Source organism: Bacillus sp. UNC322MFChir4.1, assembly GCF_000746135.1.
Classification (GTDB): domain Bacteria; phylum Bacillota; class Bacilli; order Bacillales; family Bacillaceae_G; genus Bacillus_A.
In genome coordinates this window covers 158,847-185,348 of sequence record NZ_JQKQ01000010.1, presented here as the reverse complement: position 1 = coordinate 185,348, position 26,502 = coordinate 158,847, and the positions used below count along the sequence as shown (strand labels likewise).

The window sequence follows — 26,502 nt, the reverse complement described above, 5'->3', positions numbered from 1 at the left end:
ATTTTTATTAATAATCGTTCGTTAAATCTGTTGACTTTCCAAATGGGACATGATACCTTTAGTAAGGGTTTTCTTAGGAATGCAATGGGGGAATGAATATATGAATACGAACTATGATGTAATTGTTGTAGGTGCAGGTCCTGCGGGGATTTTTACTTGCTATGAAACAACTGGTAAAATGCCAGATGCAAAGGTGCTATTAATCGATAAAGGACATGATATATATCGACGTAATTGTCCGATTCTTCAAAAGAAAATAACGAAATGTCCGCCTGCTGTTGGAAAGAAAGAGTATGCAGGATGTTTACCAGCATGCTCTATCACAAATGGATTCGGCGGGGCAGGAGCATATTCAGATGGGAAATTTAACATTACAAGTGAATTCGGTGGTTGGATGACAGATTATTTATCGCCATCGACAGTAATGGACTTAATCAAATATGTAGATGAAATTAACTTAGCACACGGCGCAACTACTTCAATTACAGATCCATTAACGGATGAAGTTCGTGATATTGAAAAACGTGCTTATGCAGCGGGGTTAAAACTATTACGTGCGCAAGTTCGTCACTTAGGTACAGAACAAAACTTAGAAATTTTAAAAAGCATTTTCGAATATTTAAAAGAGAAAATTGACATGAAATTTAAAGTGGAAGTGGACGATATCGTAACTGAAAAGGCAGAGAATGAACATACCGTTCGTGGAATTGTTTTAAAAGATGGAACAATATTATCTGCAAAAAAAGTAGTCATTGTACCAGGTCGTGATGGATCTGCTTGGCTTACTAAAATTATGAAAAAACGCCGTTTAAAAATGAACACGAACCAAGTAGACATCGGTGTTCGCGTTGAAACTTCAAATATTGTGATGGAAGAAATAAATAGGCATCTCTATGAAGGAAAATTCGTATTCAACACATCTGTAGGAACGCGAGTACGCACATTCTGTAGTAATCCATCTGGTCACGTCGTTGTTGAAAATCATTCTGGTATTATGACAGCGAATGGTCACGCGTACAAAGATTCTGCGCTAGGTAGTGATAATACGAACTTTGCGCTCTTAGTATCACATCAATTTTCTGAGCCATTCGATCAGCCGAACGAATATGCACATGAAGTTTCACGCTTAGCAAATCGCATTTCAATGGGCGGGGTTACGATACAAAAATATGGAGATATCTTAAAAGGTCGCCGTTCTACACCGAAGCGTATTCAAGAAGGGTTTCTTGAGCCAACATTAAAAGAAGCGGTACCAGGAGACTTAGGTCTTGTATTGCCATACAATACAATGAAGAGCTTAATTGAAATGACTGAGGCATTAAACCATGTCACACCAGGCATTGCCTCTGAACATACATTATTTTACGGTGTAGAAGCGAAATTCTACTCTGCAAGACCAAAACTTAATAAACACTTTGAATCAGAAATTTCCGGTTTATACTTAGGCGGAGACGGTGCTGGCGTAACACGGGGATTAGCACAAGCAAGTGCATGTGGTGTTCATATTGCTCGTAATATCGTAGAATATTTAACTAGCAAGACAGAAAAAAGAGAAGAAGTTGTAGTGGGATAATATACAGTAGGAGAACCTCGTCTTATCATAGGACGAGGTTCTTTTTGTGAAAATTTTGTCTAAATTTGTTTGAAAGTATATGGAATAAAATGAAGAAGTAAGAAGGAAATTTACTAGAGGGTTGTCGAAGTTTACATATTAGCAACATGTTTTCGCTTAAAATGATAGTTTAGAAGAGAGGAGTACGTGGTTTTTAATTGATGTTTTCGTTTGGATAGGGAGGGATGTAGAGAAAACGTTGTTGATTTATAGGTTTTTATTTCTGAAATTTCTTTCTATTTTATTTTTATGCATTTATTTTTATATTCTATAATATTGGCTTTTTAATAGATTCACTGCTTAAGCAGAGAGTTCTTTTTTTTATGAAAGAAGAATTGATTTTCTACATATTTATATATGAGTTGAAGAAACGGGGGGAACGTCATGCGTGATTACTTAATTAAGCCACTTGTTGGTCAACCGTATCCGATGATTTCACACGGGAAAGGTGTTTATTTATATGATCAAAATGGAAATAAATATTTTGATGGTTCGTCAGGAGCGATTACAGCAAGCATTGGTCATGGTGTAACAGAGATTGCAGAGGTTATTAAACAGCAAGCAGAAGAAATTGCTTTTGTATATCGTTCACAGTTTACGAGTGAGCCAGCAGAGAAGCTAGCGAAGAAGCTAAGCGATTTAAATATGGGCGATTTAAATTGGAGCTTTTTCGTGAATAGCGGTACAGAAGCAAATGAAACGGCTATGAAGATTGCGATTCAACATTTTCAAGAGCGCGGTATTCAAGGAAAGAATAAAATTTTGTCACGCTGGATGAGTTATCACGGAATTACGATGGGAGCATTATCATTGTCTGGGCATCCATTGCGTAGACAACGTTTTGTTTCCATTTTGGAAGATTACCCGACATTACCAGCACCGTATTGTTTCCGTTGCCCTGTACAAAAGGTGTACCCAACATGTCAACTTTCGTGTGCGACAGAGTTAGAGCGATCCATTGAACGTATTGGCGCAGAGCATATTGCAGCGTTTATTGCGGAGCCAATTATTGGTGCAGCTGGGGGAGCTGTAGTACCACCGAAAGATTATTATAAGGTGATTAAAGAGATTTGTGAGCATTATGATATTTTATTTATTGCTGATGAAGTTATGACAGGACTAGGCCGCACAGGAGCATGGTTTGCGATGGAGCATTGGGATGTCCAGCCGGATATTATGACGCTCGGAAAAGGATTAGCAGCTGGTTATGCGCCAATTGCTGCCACGATGGTAAGTGATCGTGTGATGGAACCGATTTTACGAGGGTCTCGTTCTGTGATGAGCGGACATACATTGAGTGCAAATCCACTATCTGCGGCGACAGCTTTAGCGGTAATTGAATATACAGAGAAGCACCGTTTACCAGAAGAAACTGCTGAAAAAGGGAAATATTTAATGGCAGGTTTGCAAAAGGTGCAGCAACAATCGACAATCATTGCTGATGTACGCGGGAAAGGATTGTTAATCGGGGTAGAATTGCAACCGTTTACAAAGGCGTCTGAACTTATTTCTGTTGCGGCGAAAAACGGTCTTCTTTTATACCAAGCTGTATCGGGACAAGCGGGTAAGGAAGATAGTGCATTATTAGTTGCACCGCCGCTTACGACTACATATGCAGAGCTTGATGAACTACTTCATATTTTTGCGAAAAGCGTAGAAGAAATGACGCAAAAAGGAGGGCATAGTATCGTATGACAACTATTACAAATACATTTGGAAAGATAAAAACAATACAAGATGTTATGCCATATTTTCATGATGAGATGACGCTTATGTTTGGAGGATTTGGAGGGATTGGTTCTCCTCCCTCTTTAATTCAAGCAATCTTAGATAAAGGAATTCGTGATTTACATTTAATTGGAAATGATACAGGTTTTCCTGATGTAGGCATTGGCCGTCTTGTAACAAATGAGCGTGTAAAATCGTTAATTACATCACATATCGGTTCAAATCCAAATGCAGGACGGCAGTTAAATGAAGGGAGATTACAAATTGAATTCTCTCCTCAAGGCACATTAGCAGAACGAATTCGAGCTGGAGGAGTAGGACTAGGTGGTGTTCTTGTTGATGTTGGGATGGATACAATTGTAGAAGAAGGAAAACGAACGGTTGAAATAAATGGGAAGACATATTTGATTGAAACGGCCCTAACTGCAGAAGTATCTATCGTGTTTGCGAAACAAGCAGACCCGTTTGGAAACCTAGTGTTTGATAAAAGCGCGCGCAATATGAATCCACATGTCGCGATGGCCGGTGATATTACGATCGTCGAGGCTGAAGAAATTGTTCCACTTGGAGAACTCGATCCAGAAGAAATTATCACGCCTGGTGTATTTGTTGATTATATCGTTCCATCGGAAGGAGTGAACTGGAAATGGGCATGGGAGTAGATGTTCGCAACAAAATTGCAAAACGTGCGGCAAAGGAAATTCAAAACGGGATGATTGTGAATTTAGGAATCGGCATCCCATCTCTTATTCCGAATCATTTGCCAGATGATATGCATGTTATGTTTCATGCGGAAAATGGCATTGTAGGTATGGGGCCAACACCGGTAAAAGGCGAAGAGGATGAAAATTTATGTAATGCGGCTGGCTTGCCAACATCAATTATTGCCGGAGCTAGTTATTTTGATAGCAGCACAGCATTTGGAATGATTCGAAAAGGATTACTTGATGTTACCATTCTAGGGTCACTACAAGTAAGTGAAAAAGGTGACTTAGCAAATTGGATTGTACCTGGAAAGCGTGTACCAGGAATAGGTGGTGCCATGGATTTAGCACAAAAGGCAAAACGTGTTGTCGTTGTAATGAGTCATGTCGATAAATACGGAAAATCCAAAATTGTTTCAGAATGTACACTTCCGCTTACGTCAAAACGATGTGTAGACGTCATTATTACAGATATGGCTGTAATGGAAGTAACACCGAAAGGATTAGTATTGCAAGAATTAATGAGTCCGTACACAGTAGAAGATATTAAAAAATGTACAGAAGCTGCTTTTCATGTAAGTCCATCTTTACTAGTGATTGACTGAAAGGGGAGGTAACAATTGGAGCAATATAAAAAACAAGTGTGTGAATATATTGAAAGTCATGAAAATATGAGTGTGAAATTATTAAAACGTTTAATTCAAGAAAAAAGCACGAGCGGAGATGAAAGCGGTGCGCAGGCAGTAGTAATTGAAAAGCTGCGTGAGCTTGGTTTAGATTTGGATATTTGGGAGCCGTCGTTTACGAAAATGAAAGATCATCCGTATTTTGTTTCACCGCGTACAAGTTTTAATGATAGTCCTAATATTGTAGCAACATTAAAGGGTCGCGGCGGCGGAAAGTCGATGATTTTAAATGGTCATATTGATGTGGTGCCTGAAGGAGATTTGAAGCAGTGGGAGCATCATCCGTATGCAGGAGAAAAAATTGGGAATCGTATATACGGTCGCGGCACTACTGATATGAAAGGTGGTAATGTATCGCTCATGCTGGCGATAGAAGCCATTGTAGCAACAGGCATTTTTCTAAAGGGAGATGTATATTTTCAAAGTGTAATAGAAGAAGAGAGCGGCGGCGCAGGTACGCTTGCGACACTTTTACGAGGTTACGAGGCAGATGGCGTAATTATTCCAGAACCAACGAATATGAAATTTTTCTCGAAACAACAAGGTTCAATGTGGTTTCGTTTATTCGTAAAGGGGAAAGCTGCGCATGGTGGGACACGTTATGAAGGTGTAAGTGCTATTGAGAAAAGTATGCTTGTTGTTGAGCATATGAGGAAGCTAGAAGAAAAACGAAATGAGCGGATTACGGATCCTTTATATAAAGGAATTCCGATTCCAATCCCGATTAATATTGGGAAAATTGAAGGTGGCAGTTGGCCAAGTTCTGTACCTGATTTTCTTACTTTAGAAGGCAGATACGGCGTAGCGCCAAATGAAAGTATGGAAGATGCAAAAATAGAATTTGAAAATTGGGTAGGACAGTTAAATCAGGTAGATTCATGGTTTACAGAACATCCAGTAGAGGTAGAATGGTTTGGCGCACGATGGGTTCCGGGGGAATTGGAAGAAAACCATCCGCTTATCACGACACTAAAAGATAATTTTTTACATATTGAAGGCACAGAGCCAATTGTTGAGGCATCACCTTGGGGAACAGATGGAGGGTTATTTACACAAATCGCAAATATTCCAACGATCGTATTTGGTCCAGGGGAAACGAAAGTCGCACATTATCCAAATGAATATATTGAAATTGATAAAATGATTGCAGCGGCAAAGATTATTGCATGTACACTGCTGGATTGGTGCGAGGTGGACCAATGAAATATTACGAAGAATTTGTAGAACAGACGAAGTACTATACTTTAGAAGGCACGTTAGATTATTTTAATAAACGTATTCGAGTTGACCATTATAAGGGAAATGTTGAAAAAGTAATGCATAGAGTTGAAGAACTCGCAAACTCTCATTCTTTCACGAAATTAATTATTAAAGGAAAGGGAGAGCACATTTCTGAGTGGCTCTCTCTTGGCTTTGCGCTAGAAGCAAATATTCCTCAATACTTCCAGGGGCATGATGCATATTTTATGGTAAAGTATCGGGATGATGAGCGCCGTAATAGCGTGCAGTGGGTGAAGGAAGATGAAATTTTAAGTGGTGTAATTGCTAAGAAAGTAATAGAAAAAGAAATACAAGTACAGTTTATATTACGAAAAGCGACAGAAGAAGATGCACAGCAGCTTGCGGATGTATTTGGAAAAGTATTTGAGATTTATCCAACACCTTTAAATGAAGTCGATTATATTGTGAAAACGATGAAGGAAGATACAATTTATTACGTGTATGAAACGGATGGAAAGATTATAAGCACCGCTTCAGCAGAAATAAACGTAAAAGAAGGAAATGCAGAATTAACAAATTGTGCAACATTACCAGAGTATCGAAAACACGGTTTTATGAAAAGTTTACTGATGAAGTTAGAAGAGGAACTGCAAGAGAGAGGTATTTTTTGTTCGTATACAATCGCGCGGGCACTTTCATTTGGTATGAACGCAGCATTTTATCAGCTTGGATATACGTATACAGGCCGACTTGCGAATAACTGTTATATTTTCGATAAGTTAGAGGATATGAACGTTTGGGTAAAGGATTTATCTCGTATTTCGTAGATAACAGTTCATAAAGAATCAACTTACTTAACTTCCATAAGCGTAGAAGAAAATATCTTCGCTGATGGGAGTTTCATTTTAGTGATTGATGCTCAAAATTTGGCACCATAATTGCTGATTTTTGAGCAAAGGAGGGAAGTACGTTGCTGGCGATTTCAACACAAGAAGTGATTGAAGCGATTTTAAGTAGCATTGATGAAGCTATTCATGCAGTAGATGAAAATGGGGTTACGATTTTTTATAACACTGTGGCAGCAAAACATGATGGATCGAATGTAGAAGATGTACTTGGTAAATATTTATTAGAAGCATTTCCCTCGTTAACGCCAGAAACGAGTACACTGTTAAAGGTATTGCAAATGAAAAAGCCAATCCTACACCAAGTGCAACGATATCAAAATCAAAGGGGAGAAGATGTATACACGGTGAATACAACGCTTCCTATTTTTATAGAAGGACGCATAGCAGGCGCTGTTGAAATTGCAAAAGATTATTCTACGATTCAAAAGTTAACGGAAAAAATTGCTGACCTGCAGTCGAAAATGAAACGGTCATCACCGAAAAAAGCACCATACAGGCATGTAGCATTCGATACGATTATAACGAATGATAAGCGCTTTTCACAGGCGAAACAATTGGCGCAAAAGGTTGCAACTACAAATGCAAACGTGCTGATTTACGGTGAAACAGGGACGGGAAAAGAGTTATTTGTACAAGCGATACACGAAGCATCGAAACGAAGAAATAACGCGTTTATTGCTCAAAACTGTGCTGCTTTGCCAGAATCATTACTTGAAAGCTTACTGTTTGGAACGACAAAAGGAAGCTATACAGGTGCCATAGAGCGCGCCGGCTTATTTGAACTTGCGGACGGTGGTACCTTATTTTTAGATGAACTGAATTCGATGCCGTTAGATTTACAAGCAAAAATGCTTCGTGTACTAGAAGATGGTGTTATTCGCCGCATCGGTGATAATAAAACAAGAAAAGTTGATGTGCGTGTAATTACAGCGATGAATCAACCTCCAGATGAGTGTCTTCGTGAAAATAAAATTCGTACAGATTTGTATTATCGGTTAAATGTGTTTTCCTTATTTATTCCGCCGCTTCGTGAGCGAAAGGAAGATATTTTATTGTTAGCTCCGCACTTTTTGAAAGCTTATAATAAGGAATATAAAAAGAATGTAGTTGGAATAGATGAAGATGCAAAGCAGCACTTACTTCAATACAATTGGCCAGGTAATGTACGTGAATTAAAGCATATGATTGAACATGCGGTCATTGTAGCAGAAGGGAAAATGCTAACATTATCTTGTTTACCACGTTCGTTTCGACAAACACCGCATCTGCCGAAAAAGTCGATATTACCACTTCGAGAGGCACTTCATCAAACGGAAAAAGACTTGATTGAACAAGCAATGTTAGAATCGAAAGGAAACGTTTTACAGGCTGCAAAGTTGTTAGGCATTCCAAGACAAACGTTGCAGTATAAATTAAATAAATATGCGAAATATGCCGAATAATTGGCAGCTTTTTGTGCATTTGCACCAATAAATGAGTGCTTACATATATAAAAGTAAAGAAAATTCTGTTTCTTTTAAGGGGTATTTATTTTTTGTTTTCGTATAAAACGATATTTTTATAGTAAGAAAGCTTGTAATAGTTAAGGTTGTACTAGTAAAAGCGAATCAAAATCTAGATGTAACCGATAAAGTTGGCATGATTATTGCTTTAATAAGTAGTGAGCGTTTAAAAAGGGGGAATGGCAATGTTACAAGACGTATATAAACCACAACGTCATTGGAAAGATATTGAATTATGGAAAGATGTTACAGAGGAACAATGGAATGATTGGATTTGGCAGTTAACAAATACAATTAAAACATTAGATGATTTAAAGAAAGTTATTAATTTAACACCGGAAGAAGAAGAAGGTGTTAAAATTTCAACAAAAACAATCCCATTAAACATTACACCATACTATGCATCCCTTATGAATCCAGATGATCCACGTTGTCCAATTCGTATGCAATCTGTTCCGATTACAGAGGAATTATATAAAACGAAGTATGATTTAGAAGACCCGCTTCATGAAGATGAAGATTCACCAGTTCCAGGATTAACTCATCGTTATCCAGACCGTGTTCTTTTCCTAGTTACAAATCAATGTTCGATGTATTGTCGCTATTGTACACGTCGTCGTTTTAGTGGACAAATTGGGATGGGTGTACCAAAGAAACAATTAGACGAAGCGATTGCTTATATTCGTGAAACACCGCAAGTTCGTGACGTATTAATCTCTGGCGGTGACGGACTTCTTATTAACGATAACATTTTAGAGTATATTTTAAAGAACTTACGTGCAATTCCGCATGTGGAAATTATCCGTATTGGAACAAGGGCTCCCGTTGTGTTTCCGCAGCGTATTACGGAAAATCTTTGCAATATCATTAAGAAATATCATCCAGTTTGGTTAAATACACATTTTAATACGTCTATTGAAATTACAGAAGAATCTAAACTTGCTTGTGAAATGCTGGCAAATGCTGGTGTACCACTTGGAAACCAAGCTGTTATTTTAGCAGGAATTAATGATAGCGTACCAATTATGAAAAAACTGATGCACGATTTAGTAAAAATTCGCGTACGTCCTTACTATATTTATCAATGTGACTTATCAGAAGGAATTGGTCATTTCCGTGCGCCGGTATCAAAAGGTCTTGAAATTATTGAAGGATTACGCGGACATACATCTGGTTATGCGGTACCAACATTTGTTGTAGATGCACCGGGCGGCGGTGGTAAAATTGCCGTTCAGCCAAACTACATTATTTCACAAAGTGCTGATAAAGTTGTTCTTCGTAACTTTGAAGGTGTTATTACAACGTATCCAGAGCCAGAAAATTATGTAGCAGGCAGAGCAGAAGGATATTTCAAAGAAATTTATCCTACTTACGAAGAAAAGCGCTCTGATGTTGGTATAGCAGCGCTAATGAGTGATAAGAAATTTAATCTTGTACCTGAAGGCTTGCAGCGTATGAATCGCCGTAAAGATTATGAAACAAATAATACACATGCTTCATTAAAAGATAAACGTGAAAAGCGTGATCAATTGAAAGATAAAAAATTTAAAGCGCAAATGGCAAAAGTAGATGAGGATACAAAAACTGAAGGAGATGCAGTATGAGATGTATGTGGTGTGGAGGTGAAGAAGCAATTGAAAGCGTAAACACCGTATACTGGGAATTACCAGATGGAACACAAACAGTTACAATTGAAGAAACACCTTGTATCGCATGTTCAAATTGCGGAATGCATTATCAGTCAGATACGATTGTGAAAGAAATTGAAGATCAACTCTTTTTGATTTATACGAAAGATTTGCCAAAACAAATCAAATTTACAGAGCTTATGGAGCGTCCACGTTTATTAAAGCGAAATTATTTTGATTTTTAACCGGCATTTTTTATGCTGGTTTTTTTCTTGTTTGCCTTGTATAATGTAGCCAAGTTAGAAAGGTAGGGAATATTGTTGAAAAAGTCATTTTATCATTATATGATGAAGCACCGTGCTTCCTTATTGAAAGATGAACTATCCGACTTGGCAGAAACAATGTATGAAGATCATAGTTTTCCAAAGCAATCTGAGGATTATGATGAAATTAGTTCATACCTAGAGTTAAGTGGTTCATTAGAAAGCATGAGCATTTTTGATCGTGCCTGGGAATTATATATGCAAGAGCGGTAGAGTGAAACGACTATTTGTAGATTGTTTTACTACGAATCATTTTTCAATTTGTATTAAGTACACTCCGATAGTGGAGTGTATTTTTTATGAAAAATATTCAATTATACAACCTCATGTTATAAGCGTTTTCGGAGTGGGGCGCATATACTGTTATCGTCACATACTTAAAATCACGACTACAAAAGGAGAGAGAAACATGACGAGAAAAAAACAGCCCAAATACAATATAGGAGATATAGTCGTGATTACGTTATATGGTACAGTTGGTAAAATCACGAACATTAAAATGCTCGATGGCGTTCATGTATATGAAGTAAACAATCACGATGGATTTTATGTAGAACATACACTGCAGCTTGTGACGGACCAAGAAATGAAGGATGGCGAATTAGAGTGGATTGAACTTCGTTATAAATTTACTTTTGGTGATCTCGTTCAAGTAACAGGCTATGAAAAAGATGTGTTTCGTGTTGTTGGTTACCGGACGGAAGTATGGCGTTATAAAAATGATGCTTGGGAAGATACAATTTATGAATTATCTCGTATTACAGATGGGGAATGGCTCGAAGCGGATGAATCCGATTTGACCCTTATTGTGAATGCACAAACAGCAAATGTAATTTTAAAGAAAATGAAACAAGATAAGGCAGGTATGAATAAGCTAGATCTAGGAAAATTAAAGTCTATTAATAATTCGAAAAAAGTAAGTATAAAAACGAATCGAAAAGAGATTATTGATGGTTTACTAGATATTTTTAATGATTACAGAACATTGTATGAAACATTTCAAGATGAAGAATATAAAATTGTGATGGATGTTGTACGTAATTATTTAATCAAATTATCCGAGAAAAAATAACTTAAAAAGAGAAAAGGAACTGAAAGAAAATATAAGTTGTATATGGTATGCCTATAATTGTTAAAAAGATAATAAATATAGAAACGAGCTTGTCCACCCACACATCTTCATGTACGAAACCGTCTTCTGTATGTATGATTTCTTGTTTATATTTCATTGTGTTTTCCTCCTTTATATAGCTTGTACTACATCCTATGCAAAAACTTTTTTTATATAACCTATTTATCTAGCAAAAAAAGAAAAATGTTTTCTATTGTTATACATAATTTCTATTTTTCTTCATAAAACAGAATTAAAGGGGTGATGCTCATGAAGGAAATAGAAGTCGTGATTGATACGGAAGAAATTGCGGAATTTTTTTATGAGCAATTAATTGTAAGAGGCTATGTACCAAAGCACGAAGAAATTGAAGATCTTGCAGATATTGCATTTGATTATTTGTTAGAAAAATGTATGATTGATGAGGTATTTGACGAAGATGATGAAGGAAAGTAACGACGGGATAGACTCGTCGTTTTTTGCACCGTATAAATAAAAACTAATATCACTATCTCGTGTTGTATTTGGTATAATAAAAGTGAAAATTTTTTGAAGAGGTGAAGAGATGTTCAAAAAAATTATTGATTCTTTGCTTGGGAATAAACATAAGCACCGCTCTTACTCCAGTAGTGATTATCGACATCGACATCGTTCGTATTCTAGCAGTGATTATCATAAGCATCATCCATCCCATGGGTATGGACATCATCATTATAAAAGAAAACATAAAAGTCACAGCTTTTTCTCTAGTAGCTGATGAATTTTCAAAAAATATTGGCGTGGATTGATCGACCGTTATCTATCAATACTGTCGTTGCACAGCGATATCAAATTCATCAAATTCTCGGTATGGGAAGTTATGGTTTTACGTATCTTGTTTCGGATCTATTGTCCGGTGAGAAAAGAGTTTTAAAACAACTTCGAAAAAGTAAACAGTGCTACGCATCAGGTAGGAAATCGTTTACATATGAGCAAACGATTTTACAGCAGTTAGAGCATCATGCAATTCCTCGTTTCTTTCATAGTTTTACATGGAGAAAAGGTTCTTTTTTTGTAATGGAGGAAATGAGGGGAAAGACATTTGAAGATTTTATTTTTGATTATAGAGAAATGTATACAGAGAAAGAAGTTTTTCTTATTTTATATAAAGTACTTCAAGTTGTTTCTTATTTTCATAGTCATGGTATTGTGCATCGCGATTTACGAATTCCTAATATATTAATGAATGATGATGAAATATCTGTCATTGATTTTGGATTAGCTCGTTTTATTGGTGAAAATGATGAACGAGCTCAATCTTATAAAGGGGAACAAGCGCATATGCGTGAAATCCATTATCGGAGTGATTTTTATGCTCTTGGACATTTTGTTTTGTTTTTGCTGTATTCTAGTTATGAATCTTCAAAAGAAGAACGGCCTTGGTACGAAGAATTAACATTATCAGCAAATAGTAGTGATGTAATTATGCGGATGCTACAAATGAAAGAGCCATATTATGAAAATGTACAAGAATTACTTGAAGATGTGCGCTGTATAATAGAAAGGGTGGGAAATACATGTTCCAAAAGTTTTTAGCAAGCGTTGGGATTGGCAGTGCAAAAGTTGATACTGTATTAACACAAGAAGAATGGTTTATCGGTGAAGAAATTACAGGGGTTGTACATATTACTGGTGGATCAGTAGCGCAAGAAATTGATTGTATTTATTTAACGTTGTCTACGACGTATATTCGCGAAGTAGATGATAAGAAAATGAGTTCAACATATGATTTAAAGAAAGTTCGTTTAACAACTCCTATTACTATCGGGATAAATGAAAAACGAGAAATTCCATTTTCTTTCCCGATGCCGATTGAAGCGCCGTTAACATTTGGAATGAATACCGTTTGGGTACAGACTGGGCTTGATATTAAACGCAGTGTTGACCCAAGTGACCGTGATTACATTCAAATACTTCCCAACCTGTTATTAAAAAGTGTACTAGATGCAGTCCAAAACCTTGGATTTCGTCTTCGTCAAGCCGAATGTGAAGAACTTCCGTATCGTTTGCGCGATCATGTACCATTCGCACAAGAGTTTGAATTTGTTCCTGTATCAGGTCAATATTATGGAAAGCTCGATGAATTAGAACTTTTAATTATTCCGCGTTCGTATGATAGTTTAGAAATTGTAATGGAAGTAGATCGAAAAGCAAGAGGAATTGCTGGACTATTATCGGAAGCTTTAGATATGGATGAGAGAATTTCACGTTTCACAGTGAAACGTGAAGACATTCCAACAATGCAGCAAAAAATTAGCAGTTATATTTCTTGATGATTCATGCATAAAAAAGAAATGGAGAGGGAAAATAAAACACCCGCTCCATTTTTGTATAGTGAGGTTATGCAGATGAAGAGATATCGACATTTATATATGCTACTTATTGTTTTACTCGTTTGTTTTGTCGTACTATCTTTTTCTTATGAAACATCTTGTATCGATCAATTTGATCATGTAATAAGTAATTATATACAAAGTTTTCGTAACGAATATTTTACTGCTTATTTTGTATGGATGTCTTACATTGGCTCAAAAAAGGTATATTTTCCTGTAATGTTTATCCTGTTTACGTATTTCTTGATTCGAAGACGATATATGACAGCGATTTTGTTAATGATAAATTTTTATGGTTCGCGCTATTTGAACTACATATTAAAGGCATGGTATGAACGAACAAGGCCCGATATATCACAACTTGTTACTGCGACAGGTTACAGTTTTCCGAGCGGGCATGCGATGAATGCTGTTGCATTTCTTGGGTTTATTGCATATATTACAATTACCGAACATCGCCTGCAATTGTATCAAAAATTATTGCTAATTGTAATTGCCTGCTTTCTCATCTTTTCCATTTCTATTAGTCGTATATATTTAGGGGTACATTATCCGTCTGATATTTTAGCGGGCTGGGCTGCTGGTGGAAGTTGGCTTATTTTATGTATCATGTTTCATCAAACATTTCTCTCGCATGCAGCCGACAATAAATCTTCTGTATCAAGTTAAACAATGATTTGTTATAGGATGACTTCGATCCATTTTATTATATAAAAAGAACCTATAGACCTTTATCAAGATCTAAATTATAAAAATCCTTTAAAATAAAGAAGAGCACATATTAGTCATGTATAATATGCGCCCTTCTTTTATTCAATTAAAGCGTCCGATTGTAGAATATTGAAAAATACGATGACTGTAAAATAACTCCACAGTCATTTTGCTAAAGCCCCTTTTAGTTTAATAAGGAAATTTTAAGAACCAATTTCCTAGTCCCAATCCATATAAAAACTCACCTTTAGCTTTTCTTGCCCACAATCTGGACAATCTAGAACATCACTTTGATTAATATCGACTAAAGGCTTTGACGGCATTTGAGTATTACATCGAGGACAAGTATGAGTGTTCGTGTAATATTGGGTTCCTGACTTCATATGTAAATGTACTTTATTTAATAGGTAACAACACTTCTGACAAACATATAGACCGTCGTAGCATTCAAAAGACGTTTCCTTGTTATTAATAAACTCTCTGATGTATTGCCGACCTTCTTTTTCCTCATACCATTCTAAAATCGAACTCAAGTTTATATACCTAAATCCAATTCCTAAAAAAACATTTTGATTGTAAGAGCAATGTCCGCAGTTCAAATTACAAGCTACTCCCATAAACCTCAAATACCTCTCTTGTCCAGTTTAGATGGAAAACACTACAGAGAAATTTTAACACAAATATCCAGATTTTAAAGGTGTTATTCCATAAAATGGCCCGTTAGTGAAGTAACTTTATTGCTACTCAACAGTTCCTTAATCTGCCTTTCAGTTCAGATTTTCTTTTCACTATAAAAACACCCCTTTAGATAAACAGATCCAAAGGGAAAAACGTCGCGACTTTTTTATAAACACCGTGACTTTATTTAAAAGCGACATATTCAACTAATGAGGAGCTCAGTGGAATAACATATGATAATTTGTTGCGGTAAAAATCTTGAAACGTGTAGTGTTTGCAAATGAATGTATGCTTCACTAACAAGACGTAAAAAATACCTCTAGATACATTAAAATTGTGCTAGTTCTAAAGTAGCAGCTGGTGAAAATAAATTTGATTGGAGATTAAATTATGAAAAGAAAGATAACCATCCTAGTCTGTATCATGTTTTTCTCATTAGGAATCCCTTTACAAACACATGCTCTTACATTCGAAAAGTTACCAACCACAAAAAAATCAGAACAATGGTATATCAAAATAGACAAAGCAAAAAATACTGCTCCTGGTTCACAGCAACCCAAGAAAGGAGTGTTTGACACATATAGTGTATTTGTAAAAAACATCGGAAAAGATGTCCAAAATACAACTATTGAAATATACCGAAACGAACCAGATGCAAAAACATCTTACTTCCTTTTTAGTGATACAAAAAACGGGCTTTTTAAGCATACAGCACGTTTCACTCATGAAAATGTTCCGATAGATGTTAGGGCAACAAAAATTGAAGTGGTTATAAAATGGGAAGAAAAACAATTTAATCATAAAAAATATCCAGAGTACGCAGGAAGACAGCACAAACAAACATTTGTATTTACTGAAAATTAAGCTCTGCAGTTAGGCAGGGCTTTTTATTTAGACCTTGTTACATAGTAAATATTATTGGTATTCTCCAAACATATGAAAAAATCACAATGAAACTCATTGTCACGAGACGTACTATATTCAAAACAGTAAATAAAATATATTGATTTCATGTTGAAAAGACAAATTGAAGTGGCTTAATAAACACAATCTTGACAGGAAAAACTATCTATCCAAATACAAATTCTGTAGAGGTGATAACATGAATTTTCCGATGCGTTTGCTAGTTACGTCCATTCTCATATCAATCCAATTTTAATTCAAACCAAGGAAATTAAATATAATCACAACAGTATTACTGTATCTGAAATTAAAGAGAAAGTAGGATTTAAGGTATATGTTCCAAAATAAGTACCCGATAATTGGACATTGGGGTCCCGCCCCATCACTATCAAGCTAAGAAAACAAAATCCCCCCTAAAATGAAAAAATACGCTATTCTTTCTGTAGAATCATAAGAAAGGATGGCGTCTTTGTATGTCTATTTCTGTATCTGATGAATTGCAACTATTTGCTCAAGAAATTTAAAGCTTCTTATCCCAAAATATCTTACGAGATCTTGCTAAAGATGTTGGTTTTGTGCAACGAACCAGTAAGTACCAAGCTAAGGAATAATCATATGGTTTCTTTTCTTTTTAAATGGTCTCTTTGCTTTTTCGATTTGATTACGTGTTTCATAATGTTCCCCCTTGCCAAATTGCTTTTCTTAATGGTATCATATTTTTTCGTGAATAAAATAAAAACGGTGAAACTCTCGCCTTTCCTGATTCCTTTATATCTGATAATAAAAATAATCTAAATAAACGATAAAATCCTTTTCTTCATCAAGCAAAAGGGAAACGGTGTGACTGGTCGCAAACGGTAGATGTCGTGTGGAATCAATGTTTTGAAAAGAAGCGGCTATTTTATAATTGTAATCGGAAGCGTCGGTAGCTTGTTATGGAGAAGTCCTTATACAACAATTGGAATCGTGACGCTTATGATTCTATGTATGATTACAATCGTTTACAATGTAGAGAAAAAATTAAAAGAAAGGGAGAAATCAGATCCCAACAAACAATCTTAAAACGATTGAGTTGAAATGGTTATATAGAAAGAGGTGAAGTATCGATGATGGTGATGACAGCTCTATTGTTATTGCTTCAAAATAGTTTGCACACAGAAAATGGGAATACCATGAAACCGATTCCGATTACCGCGGTGCATGTTGCAAATAAATACGAAAAATGGGACGGTGCAGAGCGAAACCGTTTCGTGCAAACAAATGGGGTATCCACAAGTAATCCTGTTACCCAAGTAGCGGCAAAAGAAACAAAAAAAACAAACGTAGCACTCGGGAATTTACAACATATGATTTACAACAATCAATCTTCTTACGGAGTAGAAGGCACGGCAGAAGCAAATACGCCTGTTCACATTGAAGTGACAGATGCAGATGGAAAACAAGTTTCTGCAGACGTTACAGCAAATAAAGAGGGACTATTTCAAACTTCGATCAACGGAAGCAGGTTGAAAAATGGGAACGTGCAAGTAAAGGCGGCGGCAGGTGAACAAGCTGCCCTCAAAACGGTAGAAAAAGATGGTACTTTCTATGAATTAAACAAAAAAGAGCAAGAAAAATGGCATATTTCAAACGATGGCACGCATCCGATTGAATCGACAAAAGGAATGAACGATGCACTCCAATTCGCAAAAGCAAATGCCCTCAAAACATTCAAGGTTCCAGCAGGAACGTACATGGTAAAAAAAGAAAATCCTGCTTTGTGGAATGACCCTTCCGCGTGTATCAATATGGTTCCGAATATCACATTCTGGTTAGATGAAAATGCTGTGATTCAAAAAGAAACAAACGCAAGTGAAGTATATTCAACTGTATGTGTTGGGTACGGCGCCGACAACGTCACATTAAAAGGCGGGACGTACAAAGGTGATAAAGATACGCATGACTATTCGAAAAAACAAGGACCGAGTTTTCCTGGTACGCATGAAAATGGAATCGGCATTTCTGTATATGCGGCCAAAAACTTGACAATTGACGGCGTTAAAGCAACAAACTTCACAGGTGATGGTGCGGGTATTGGTGGGAAAGGAACGTTATTGCAAGACATCTATCCAGATCATTTTGAATCGGGTTCTCTTGATACAAATGGAAACAAAGTGGCAGATCCCACGAAAATTAGATTGAAAGCACCGATCCCATTCACAAAGGACATCCTTAAAACAGAACCTTATTTTGAAATGCCAAATGCAAAAAATTTGCCGTATCTCTATGATGTCTATTTTTATCAAGCAAATGGTTCCTTCTTATCTAGCTACAGTGTCAATACCAGAAAAGAAGTGGTTCAAATTCCAAAATCTGCAGCGTCCTTTAAAGCGGTGTTTAAAAAAGCAAATACGAGCGGTGTATACGGGGAGTTTTGGAGCAAGGCATTAGCAACGAATGTGACCGTAAAACATTCTGACTTTTCCTTTAATCGGCGTCAAGGCATCACAGTGGGAGGCGCGGACCATGTAACCATCACAGACAGTGTCTTCCATGATATTAAAGGTGTTGCGCCTGAATCTGGCATTGACGTAGAGGGTGGATACGGTGAAAACGGGATGATGAACAAAAACATCTTCATCAAAAACAACAAATTCTACAACAATAACAAATACGATGTCATTTTATATGATGGACATGATGGAGTTGTTGAAGGGAATCACTTCGGATCAAGAGGGAAAATCGGTTTAGCTGTTTCCGAACCATTCACAAATGCATATATTAAGAATAATACATTTGATGCCAATAGTATTTACGCCTATCACGATATCACGTTTGAAGGAAACAGCATAAAGGATGGACTGATGAGCATCACAGGACCTCGCGCGGTGGTAGACGGCATGACATTTGATAAAACGATGTTCAGTCTTTCAAGTCGTGTCCCGTTTGGAATCGAAGCGAAAAACCTTACATTAAACAATATGGATTTAAATGTGTGGGTCAACCCTGTTCATGTAAGTAATGTAACCATAAACGGAGGAAGAGTGGGCGGCCAAGCACCAGACGGAAGTACTTTTGACAACTTGAAAGTGCTCAATCACCCTGGCACTTCATTCGTACGAGGGACCTATAACAATTGCATGTTTGAATCCAGTCCCACTGCGACTGGTGGTACACATGTCGACTATAACGGCACTTACACCTTTCAAAATTGTACATTTAAGGCAGCAAAAGGGACATTTAACGTCGGAAGCAAAGACGCAAATGTTACGATTCAAAACTCTCGATTTGATATCAATGGTGATACAACTGTACTCAATATCCCAATGGGGAAACAAATCAATGTTGTCAATAACACGATTACCTCTGGCTTACTGCCAGGGATGAACAAAGCGGTTATCAAAGTGGGAGACTATTGGAATAAAGACAAACCGTTCCAGGTTGGGCAAGCAAACATCACTGGCAATACCATCACAACAGGTGCAGCGGTTGAAGGCATTAGCACGATTTACGGTGGCGTCAATGCACCAGCTTATCGCGTTCAAAACAACATCTTACACAAGGCATTTTTGAAGGTAAAGCCAAAGGATATTGTAAACGGGAATCAGGAGCATCCGAATTAATTGAAAACACGTGGTGCACCTACACCGCGTGTTTTTTTGTTTCTTCTATATATATAAGTTGGGGTACCGCCACATGCCCATCAACTTAAGGATTTAGGATTACCCCAAAACGAAAAAATGAGCTTTTTTGTTACAAGTTAGCACAAAATTTCGTTCTGGGGGTACTATAAAATTTTAGCTTGATGGGGATGTAGCGAGACCCCTAAAAAAACGCCTTTAAAATAAGTTGTCTTTTTAGTTCAAAACATCTATAAAAATAAAAAAACAAATATAATATGCATAATTACATATATAAAAACCAATAAACTTTCTTTGTCATTCATTTATAATTATCCTTATATACAGAAAACGAAATAAATGGTGATACTAAATGAAAACACAAAAAAACGACCCTGTACTAGATAGAATCCTAATAATTACGGGTGGGATTATGACAAATTTAGCTTTTTTTTCAGATCAACCACTTATGTTGAGATGGTTTCAAGGAATATGCGGATCTATCATCTTTATAGGAAATCTATTATCCTATCTTCGTAATAAAAAAACAAGAAATATAAAATAATAATATCAATATTTTTTAATTAAGGAGGTTATAAAAAGCTGAATATTGTTAAAGTAAACCGTGTGAATATAACTTTTTATGGTAAAGATAAGGTGATTGTATGAGTGATAAATTGAGACCGGCCGAACTAAGAAAGAGTCGCAAATACTATGCTTCTAGTGTTCACGAAATAGCAAGCGGCCGTTTAGAGATATTGGACAGATACATAGGCGAGGATAAACAAGTTTGGCTCAAATATAAAATGATCGATACTGGTGAAATTTCAGAAAATCGAGAAGTCAACATTAACAGCAGCATTTATAAATTTCGCAGAAAACAAATGGCACAAGCTTTCGAGGAAGACAACCCGGAATTATTTGATCAGAATGCATCATATAAGCGTGTATTAGAGGAATTGGACAACGTTTCTAAGCAATTGACAACGCTACTATACAACCAAACGTTATTAATGCAGGGAATACAGGAATTGAAAAAAGGTAAGGTGACGATATGAAAAATAAATATGTGATCATCGGCATAGCGTTTTGCGTGGCCGCAGGTTTCGTAATAACAAACATAATTGTAGATAAACACTGTCAGCAGCAGGGCGAACCAACACAAGATGGTTTACACAATTGGCATAAAACAAAAGATCATTATTGTGAATGATTGTTATGGTACCTTATTTTTGGTGATGAGTTTTGGGACTGATTTTTAACTGTATTTCATTCTAATTTAGTAGAAATAAATACAGTTCCACAAACGGTCGTTTTCGGTACTTCTAGAGAAAAATAATTGGATACATATGTTACAGAAAAGGTTATGAAGAAATATAATTTAACTAACAAGGCGGATTAACACCATACTCAGAAAACTGATATAATAATTTAGATTATTATAAAATTTCAGTAAAGGAATGATTCTAGTTGAAGAAATCCCAAAATCCCGAAACAATACATAAACCAGTAGCACCATATGTACATCAAATAGAAGTAACAGGTCCCAATAAATGGCTCACATTATCAGGTCAATTAGGCATGGAAATAGATGGAATGGTTCCAGATGATCCATTGGAGCAGTTACAATTAGCTCTAGATAATATTAGAAGAAATCTTGAGGCTGCTAATATGAACGTAGAAGATTTAACGAAGATGGTATTTTATTTAGTAGGTGATTTTAATGCAGATAAGAGAAAAAAATTATTGGAGATTTTCTAGGTGAACATCTTCCTTGTACTACTATGATTTATGTAGTGGCATTAGCAGCTCCTGTATTTAAAGTAGAGATAGACGCTTGTGCATGTAAAGAAATTATTTAATGTCTTTTGAAAAAAAATAATGAATTATATGATGAATCTTATTGTATTTTCGGGAGCTTTAGTCGAATAAATCAATCTAAAAAAGTCGAATCCTTAGCGGACGGGAATTCGACTTTTTTAAGTGAAAATTTGCTTGGTGCTACTCCATATAATTCTTCAGCAAATAATTGTAGTTCACTTTGAATCGAAAGATTCATAAAAAACGTCATCCTTCCTGTATATTTCTACAAAAAGAATAACGTTTTTTTGTATTTGAGAGTATTAAAATTTTTTAAGTTGAGGAACGTGTATAGTGAACCCTAATTTGTCGAAATGAGTTTAATCTTTTCAAAGAATGCTTGTAAGCGTATAAATTCTTCTTCATTTCCAAGTGTTGTAAAAATTTCTTGTTCTTGATGAAAAACAGCAATCGCAGGAAACGTTTTAAAAAGCGCAAATACATGCTTCGTTTCTTTTATTTTATTAATTTGATAATAAGGTATTTGTAATGAAATAGGGAGATTTCCAAGTATTTCACTATAAAATAACAACTGTTGTTCAGTGTAAGCTAAAATACCTTTCACAGGAGTAGAATTTGCATTTGCTATTCCTACTAAACCAGATACTCCATTTTGTATTTCATAATAAGTGGTGATCATTCCTTGTATACTTTCAGTTGAAGATATTTTCTCTTGAAAGTCTTTCATTGCTTGTTCTTTTAGACCCATGTTTATCACTCCGTTAATTAAAATGTATAATAGATGTTTTACTAGAAAAGAGAAAATAAAAACGAGTATAATCCTTCTTTTTATTCAAATACATCCCTCATCTTATTTCCTAATAATACCAATATATAATATTATTATAATATACAGAAAGGACTGAATACAATATCAACATTACGAAATGAAGCAAAAATCCTACTTCATGAAGAAGGAACGATCCTTTTTTACACACTTCATAAAAAACGTCATCCTTTCTGTATATTTTTACAAAAGAATAACGTTTTTTACACTTGAGGATAGTCATAATTCTTAAGTTGATGGGCATGTGACGTGACCCCACCCATGCCCATCAACTTAAGAATTTAGAATTACCCCAAAACGAAAAAATGAGCTTTTTGTTACAAGTTAGTACAAAATTTCGTTCTGGGGGTACTATAAAATTTTAGCTTGATGGCGATGGGGTCCCGCCCACATTTTAACGAAAATATACGCTAAGCAAATTTCGGCATAAAATGAGCCGATTTTGAGTTTAGAAGTCTATTCGTTAAAAAGAGTATATACAAAGTATTGCCCTATGTAGCCTGCTCCCGCCTTCTTTTATCTCTTCATTTGTTAAATGTCTCTAACCCAAAATAATTCGGTTATGATGTTTTCCTTTTTCAATGGCGTGGTCTTCCACAGGATATACTTTCACTCCAAGTTGTTGGACTTCCGCAAGTAATTCTTTTGTGAATTGAAACTGATTGAATTCAACAATCAGGTGTAACCCTGTAGAATAACCGAAAATATTGATCTTATTCGAGAATGCTGATTTTAATTGATGGATAAGGAAGTCTCTTCGATTTTTATAGATTTTCTTCATCTTCATAATATGCCGTTCCAAATAACCTTCGGCAATAAATTTAGCAAGGACAAGCTGATCTAAAGAAGGGGTATGTAGATCCGAAAACCATTTTAACCTGCGACATTTTTCAATAAGGTGTGAGGGAAGAACTAAATATCCCATTCTAATGGCCGGTGATAAGATTTTACTTATATCTTAAAATAACTACCATGAACTGTTGTATCAGCAAGGACTTAATCAAATGAAAATTATTGATTACCACAACCTAATATTAGTAATAGGTTGGAATAGTGACCAGACAAAAATGAAAGCAGTGGGCTTTAATGCTTCAACAGGAGAATATATTAAACCATAGTATGTAATTTGTTGTTTCTTCTTCAACAATCGGGCGCGATTGTTGAAAAAGGGTGATACATATTATACATGACTAATATGTATCACCCCTTATTTTTATGAATTTTTGCCATTTAGGTCTTGATAAAAATGTATAGGTTCTTTTTGCATTGGTTCCACATGAATATGTGTATGCCAAATATTGTGTTTTTGTTGTAGCTTTTCTTCAATTTCATCAGTAATACGATGACTTTCACTTACATCCATGTGCGCGTCTACCTCAATAGTAATATCAACATATGTTTGATTCCCGTACATACGTGCTCGAATATCGACAATGTGTTCAACGCCTGCAATAGTTTTAACTGTTTCGGCATATTCCTTCATTTTATTTGGATCAATGCCATCTGTTAACAGATGCGAGGCTTCTTTGAAAATATCCCATGCTGTTTTACAAATAATGATACCGACGATAAGTGCTACAATCGGGTCAAGTAGAGGCATTTGAAACTGTGAACCGAAAATACCAATAACGGTTCCAACACTTACGAGAACATCAGATAAATTATCTTTTGCTGCCGCTTCTAAAGCTTTACTTTTTGTTTCACTGGCAATTTTACGATTATATACGTACACGCTATACATAATAGCAGCGCAAAACAAAGCAACCCAAGCTCCAATTAAATTAGGGGTCGTCTGTTCCTCCTTGAAAAAGGATTGAACAGCATTTACGATAACTTCAAGTCCGACAGTCATCATAATAAAGGATGCAACGAGTGAAGCGATTTGTTCCGCGCGTAAGTGACCATATGGATGATCTGGATCACGAGGTTTCCGGGAAATTTTCAGCCCAATTAATACAGCTAATGATGAGCCAATATCGGTTAAATTGTTAAGACCATCTGCACGCAGTGCACTAGAAACAGCTATGTAACTTATAACAATTTTAACAGTTGATAAAAATATATAAGCAACAATACTTAGGATTGCCCCTTTATCAGCAGCTTTGTTAGAAAGTGATCCCATATCTCTCACTCACCTTTCTCTCAAAGATTCTCTATGTATAAGCGTATCAAATGAAAGTCGTGTGGGTCTATACAAACATTGTTGTGTACTTTTAGCATTTTAAGAAAGGGAGAACATTGTTTCGTAAGGGCAAAAAAGACAAAAAAACACTTAGATATACTTCTAAGTGCTTTAAGTTGTTTATATTAAATTAATATACCTCTAAAAACTCAGTAACTTGCTCTTCTGTTTTTGCATTTGCACTATGTAAATGACCAAGTTTTTCACTGTTTTGATACACTAATAAACTTGGAATTCCCATTACTTGATATTCTTCCGCAATGCTTGGGAATTCATCTTTATTAATGGAATACCACTCAAATTTATTGAACTCTTCCATTACGTCCTCAATAAAATTATCCATACGCACGCAATCTGGGCACCATGTTGTGAAGAACTTAACTACTACTGGATTTTCTTTTGCGATAAGATCGCGGAATTCTTGTTCAGACTTGATTTCTTTCATGTTTTTGACTCCTTTCAATGTTAGACGAATTTGCTAGTATTTTTATGCAAAATCTTCTACTGCTTTTTCTTGTAGGTTTGGAACAACATGTGAGTTGGCGTCTAATATGATGCCTACTCTTTTATGTCCTAATCGTTCACTGACAATCTTAGGATGAATACCTTGTTTCAACATTCATGTTGCATGGGTATGTCTTAGATCGTGGAACCGAATATCAGGAACCCCACTTTTCTTTATAAGCTTTTTCCAAAGCTGTGTCAAACTTTTGAAATTGCAAGGAATTCACAAAAGAACATGGCATGTTCCTCGAAGCTGTCTGGGAGAGGGGGAGTATAAAACTAACAAAAAATATTGTAAGGATTTCATATTAGAATCAATGTGATGATGTGAAAAAAAAGACACTCTTATGAGTGTCGCCATCCATCTTATTGTTTTTGAGGTTTGAAAAGGGAAGTAATGAAAAAGAAACCTTTTTCAATTCAAATGTAACATTTTTGGAATATATAGTGAATTGAGAAATATTATCCAGAAGATTTAGTATAGATACTTTTCACTATTGGTATAGAGGAAATAATCTATTTTTTCAATAGAAAGGGGGGTATATAGCAGAGGCTATTTTGATAAAAAAAGACACTACATGAGTGTCTTTTAATTGAAAGAAAATTCTTTCTATTATATAATTGATTATGGGAAAGGTAATGTTAAAATGTTATTTTTTAATGTTATCTTATTATAAGCCATGAAATCAAATCAATTGATTTTTTGGCTTTTTTTATTATAGTAAACAAATTTTATATTTTTCATATTATATGTTACTTTCTATTTAACAGCGGATGACAGTGCCGGAATAACAAACTAGAAAATAGTCTCCTGTATCTATAATAGTCACCGCGGAAATAAGTCCTTTAAAGCCTTCTGAGGAGTAATAGATTTCTTTAGGGATATTTTCAGCAGATTGATAATTTACTTTTTCATACTTTACATGATGGTGCTTAATTGTTTTTGGCTCAGATATAATGGATTGTTTGGTTATGACATTGGAAGTGTTTGCATTAATAGAATCTTGAGAAGTGATATCTAATCCTGCTGCTTGTACATTCTCCGTTTGTGAAAAAGCACCAATACCACAAAATCCAATACATGTTGCTAAGGTAACCTTTGCGAAATTTTTCATTTTCTTTCTCCCCTTTTCTAATTTTTGGTAATATTGTTCTTACACCTAACAGTCTACATGTAGTGTATACGGACTGTAAATATATATGAAAAGACAAAAAATGAGAAAAATCACCATATTTCTCGTTTTTTGTATAATAAACCGTCGTTCAGAAAATTGTCAAAAATTGAAAGTTTTTCCTGCGCGAAAAGGAGAACAATTTATGCAAAAAAAGAATAAATATTCATCGTTCAAATGTTTGAATAAAATGTGAACAATTTTTAATAGTTAAAATGGTTTATAGGCATAGAACCTTTTTGCAATTATGTAGGGAATTTCAATTCTATTGAATGGACTGCAGATGTATTGAAAAAAATTTAAGAGACTGT

Annotated in this window: 26 protein-coding genes and 3 pseudogenes; 21 read left to right on the top strand and 8 right to left on the bottom strand. The window is 35.6% G+C overall.

Annotated features, from left to right (window positions below):
- The first annotated feature begins 100 nt into the window (after positions 1 to 100).
- From BR72_RS03960 to BR72_RS03910, 11 genes are all read left to right on the top strand, one after another.
- Positions 101 to 1,573 carry an NAD(P)/FAD-dependent oxidoreductase gene (locus BR72_RS03960; protein WP_035430330.1) on the top strand — a complete coding sequence of 491 codons (1,473 nt, stop codon included), beginning with the start codon at positions 101 to 103 and terminating at the stop codon, positions 1,571 to 1,573.
- Positions 1,574 to 1,996: 423 nt separating this feature from the next.
- Positions 1,997 to 3,307, top strand: coding sequence for an aspartate aminotransferase family protein (locus BR72_RS03955; RefSeq protein ID WP_035430328.1), 1,311 nt, complete (start codon positions 1,997 to 1,999; stop codon positions 3,305 to 3,307).
- Positions 3,304 to 4,002: a CoA transferase subunit A gene (locus tag BR72_RS03950; RefSeq protein WP_035430326.1), complete on the top strand. Its 699-nt coding sequence runs from the start codon at positions 3,304 to 3,306 to the stop codon at positions 4,000 to 4,002. Before BR72_RS03955 ends, BR72_RS03950 begins: the two co-directional genes overlap by 4 nt.
- On the top strand, positions 3,987 to 4,649 hold the full coding sequence (locus BR72_RS03945; RefSeq protein WP_035430324.1) for a CoA transferase subunit B: 663 nt from the start codon (positions 3,987 to 3,989) through the stop codon (positions 4,647 to 4,649). Before BR72_RS03950 ends, BR72_RS03945 begins: the two co-directional genes overlap by 16 nt.
- A gap of 15 nt (positions 4,650 to 4,664) precedes the next feature.
- Positions 4,665 to 5,933: a peptidase gene (locus BR72_RS03940; protein WP_035430322.1), complete on the top strand. Its 1,269-nt coding sequence runs from the start codon at positions 4,665 to 4,667 to the stop codon at positions 5,931 to 5,933.
- Complete coding sequence (gene ablB / locus BR72_RS03935; RefSeq protein WP_035430321.1) at positions 5,930 to 6,778, top strand: putative beta-lysine N-acetyltransferase; 849 nt, start codon at positions 5,930 to 5,932, stop codon at positions 6,776 to 6,778. Before BR72_RS03940 ends, ablB begins: the two co-directional genes overlap by 4 nt.
- Positions 6,779 to 6,921: 143 nt before the next feature.
- On the top strand, positions 6,922 to 8,301 hold the full coding sequence (locus BR72_RS03930; RefSeq protein ID WP_035430320.1) for a sigma-54 interaction domain-containing protein: 1,380 nt from the start codon (positions 6,922 to 6,924) through the stop codon (positions 8,299 to 8,301).
- Positions 8,302 to 8,546: 245 nt separating this feature from the next.
- Positions 8,547 to 9,965 (top strand): lysine 2,3-aminomutase, encoded by a 1,419-nt coding sequence (ablA, locus tag BR72_RS03925; RefSeq protein ID WP_035430319.1) that lies wholly within the window; start codon positions 8,547 to 8,549, stop codon positions 9,963 to 9,965.
- Positions 9,962 to 10,234, top strand: coding sequence for a YokU family protein (locus tag BR72_RS03920; protein WP_035430316.1), 273 nt, complete (start codon positions 9,962 to 9,964; stop codon positions 10,232 to 10,234). Before ablA ends, BR72_RS03920 begins: the two co-directional genes overlap by 4 nt.
- A gap of 75 nt (positions 10,235 to 10,309) precedes the next feature.
- Entirely contained in the window at positions 10,310 to 10,525 is a 216-nt protein-coding gene (locus BR72_RS03915; RefSeq protein WP_035430313.1) for a YozE family protein, read from the top strand.
- Positions 10,526 to 10,721: 196 nt separating this feature from the next.
- Positions 10,722 to 11,384 carry a hypothetical protein gene (locus BR72_RS03910; protein ID WP_035430310.1) on the top strand — a complete coding sequence of 221 codons (663 nt, stop codon included), beginning with the start codon at positions 10,722 to 10,724 and terminating at the stop codon, positions 11,382 to 11,384.
- Position 11,385: 1 nt separating this feature from the next.
- Here the strand turns inward: BR72_RS03910 and BR72_RS25260 are convergent, their stop codons facing one another.
- Positions 11,386 to 11,541, bottom strand: coding sequence for a DUF3930 family protein (locus BR72_RS25260; protein ID WP_081904776.1), 156 nt, complete (start codon positions 11,539 to 11,541; stop codon positions 11,386 to 11,388).
- Positions 11,542 to 11,693: 152 nt separating this feature from the next.
- Here BR72_RS25260 and BR72_RS03905 point away from each other — a divergent pair, with 152 nt between their 5' ends.
- From BR72_RS03905 to BR72_RS03860, 10 genes and pseudogenes are all read left to right on the top strand, one after another.
- Complete coding sequence (locus tag BR72_RS03905) at positions 11,694 to 11,879, top strand: YozD family protein (RefSeq protein WP_035430307.1); 186 nt, start codon at positions 11,694 to 11,696, stop codon at positions 11,877 to 11,879.
- A 109-nt stretch (positions 11,880 to 11,988) separates the two neighbouring features.
- The gene (locus BR72_RS25255; RefSeq protein ID WP_081904775.1) at positions 11,989 to 12,180 is read left to right on the top strand and encodes a hypothetical protein; all 192 of its coding nucleotides are present in this window, start codon (positions 11,989 to 11,991) and stop codon (positions 12,178 to 12,180) included.
- Positions 12,180 to 12,998: a serine/threonine protein kinase gene (locus BR72_RS03900; RefSeq protein WP_035430304.1), complete on the top strand. Its 819-nt coding sequence runs from the start codon at positions 12,180 to 12,182 to the stop codon at positions 12,996 to 12,998. Before BR72_RS25255 ends, BR72_RS03900 begins: the two co-directional genes overlap by 1 nt.
- Positions 12,980 to 13,735, top strand: a complete 756-nt coding sequence (locus BR72_RS03895) for a sporulation protein (protein WP_035430301.1) — start codon at positions 12,980 to 12,982, stop codon at positions 13,733 to 13,735. Before BR72_RS03900 ends, BR72_RS03895 begins: the two co-directional genes overlap by 19 nt.
- A gap of 75 nt (positions 13,736 to 13,810) precedes the next feature.
- On the top strand, positions 13,811 to 14,464 hold the full coding sequence (locus BR72_RS03890; protein WP_035430299.1) for a phosphatase PAP2 family protein: 654 nt from the start codon (positions 13,811 to 13,813) through the stop codon (positions 14,462 to 14,464).
- A 1,110-nt stretch (positions 14,465 to 15,574) separates the two neighbouring features.
- Positions 15,575 to 16,048: a hypothetical protein gene (locus BR72_RS03880; protein WP_035430290.1), complete on the top strand. Its 474-nt coding sequence runs from the start codon at positions 15,575 to 15,577 to the stop codon at positions 16,046 to 16,048.
- 921 nt (positions 16,049 to 16,969) lie between these two features.
- Positions 16,970 to 17,149: a hypothetical protein gene (locus BR72_RS26220; protein WP_156107893.1), complete on the top strand. Its 180-nt coding sequence runs from the start codon at positions 16,970 to 16,972 to the stop codon at positions 17,147 to 17,149.
- A gap of 44 nt (positions 17,150 to 17,193) precedes the next feature.
- The gene (locus tag BR72_RS03875; RefSeq protein WP_035430287.1) at positions 17,194 to 19,689 is read left to right on the top strand and encodes a right-handed parallel beta-helix repeat-containing protein; all 2,496 of its coding nucleotides are present in this window, start codon (positions 17,194 to 17,196) and stop codon (positions 19,687 to 19,689) included.
- 662 nt (positions 19,690 to 20,351) lie between these two features.
- Positions 20,352 to 20,744, top strand: coding sequence for a hypothetical protein (locus BR72_RS03865; RefSeq protein WP_035430283.1), 393 nt, complete (start codon positions 20,352 to 20,354; stop codon positions 20,742 to 20,744).
- Positions 20,745 to 21,156: 412 nt separating this feature from the next.
- Positions 21,157 to 21,548 (top strand): annotated as a pseudogene (locus tag BR72_RS03860) (RidA family protein).
- 71 nt (positions 21,549 to 21,619) lie between these two features.
- Here the strand turns inward: BR72_RS03860 and BR72_RS27310 are convergent.
- The 7 genes and pseudogenes from BR72_RS27310 to BR72_RS25245 form a co-directional block, all read right to left on the bottom strand.
- Entirely contained in the window at positions 21,620 to 21,745 is a 126-nt protein-coding gene (locus BR72_RS27310; RefSeq protein WP_256216903.1) for a hypothetical protein, read from the bottom strand.
- Between the two features lie 102 nt (positions 21,746 to 21,847).
- Entirely contained in the window at positions 21,848 to 22,255 is a 408-nt protein-coding gene (locus BR72_RS03855; protein ID WP_035430281.1) for a hypothetical protein, read from the bottom strand.
- Between the two features lie 541 nt (positions 22,256 to 22,796).
- Positions 22,797 to 23,285 (bottom strand): annotated as a pseudogene (locus BR72_RS03850) (aminotransferase class I/II-fold pyridoxal phosphate-dependent enzyme); the annotation flags it as partial.
- A gap of 261 nt (positions 23,286 to 23,546) precedes the next feature.
- Entirely contained in the window at positions 23,547 to 24,455 is a 909-nt protein-coding gene (locus tag BR72_RS03845) for a cation diffusion facilitator family transporter (RefSeq protein ID WP_051957210.1), read from the bottom strand.
- 190 nt (positions 24,456 to 24,645) lie between these two features.
- A complete protein-coding gene (locus tag BR72_RS03840) occupies positions 24,646 to 24,960 on the bottom strand; it encodes a thioredoxin family protein (RefSeq protein WP_035430280.1) in 315 nt (104 codons plus the stop codon).
- A gap of 42 nt (positions 24,961 to 25,002) precedes the next feature.
- A pseudogene (locus tag BR72_RS26955) lies at positions 25,003 to 25,239 on the bottom strand (tyrosine-type recombinase/integrase); the annotation flags it as partial.
- A 544-nt stretch (positions 25,240 to 25,783) separates the two neighbouring features.
- Positions 25,784 to 26,134 (bottom strand): hypothetical protein, encoded by a 351-nt coding sequence (locus BR72_RS25245; protein ID WP_035430278.1) that lies wholly within the window; start codon positions 26,132 to 26,134, stop codon positions 25,784 to 25,786.
- Positions 26,135 to 26,502: the final 368 nt, after the last annotated feature.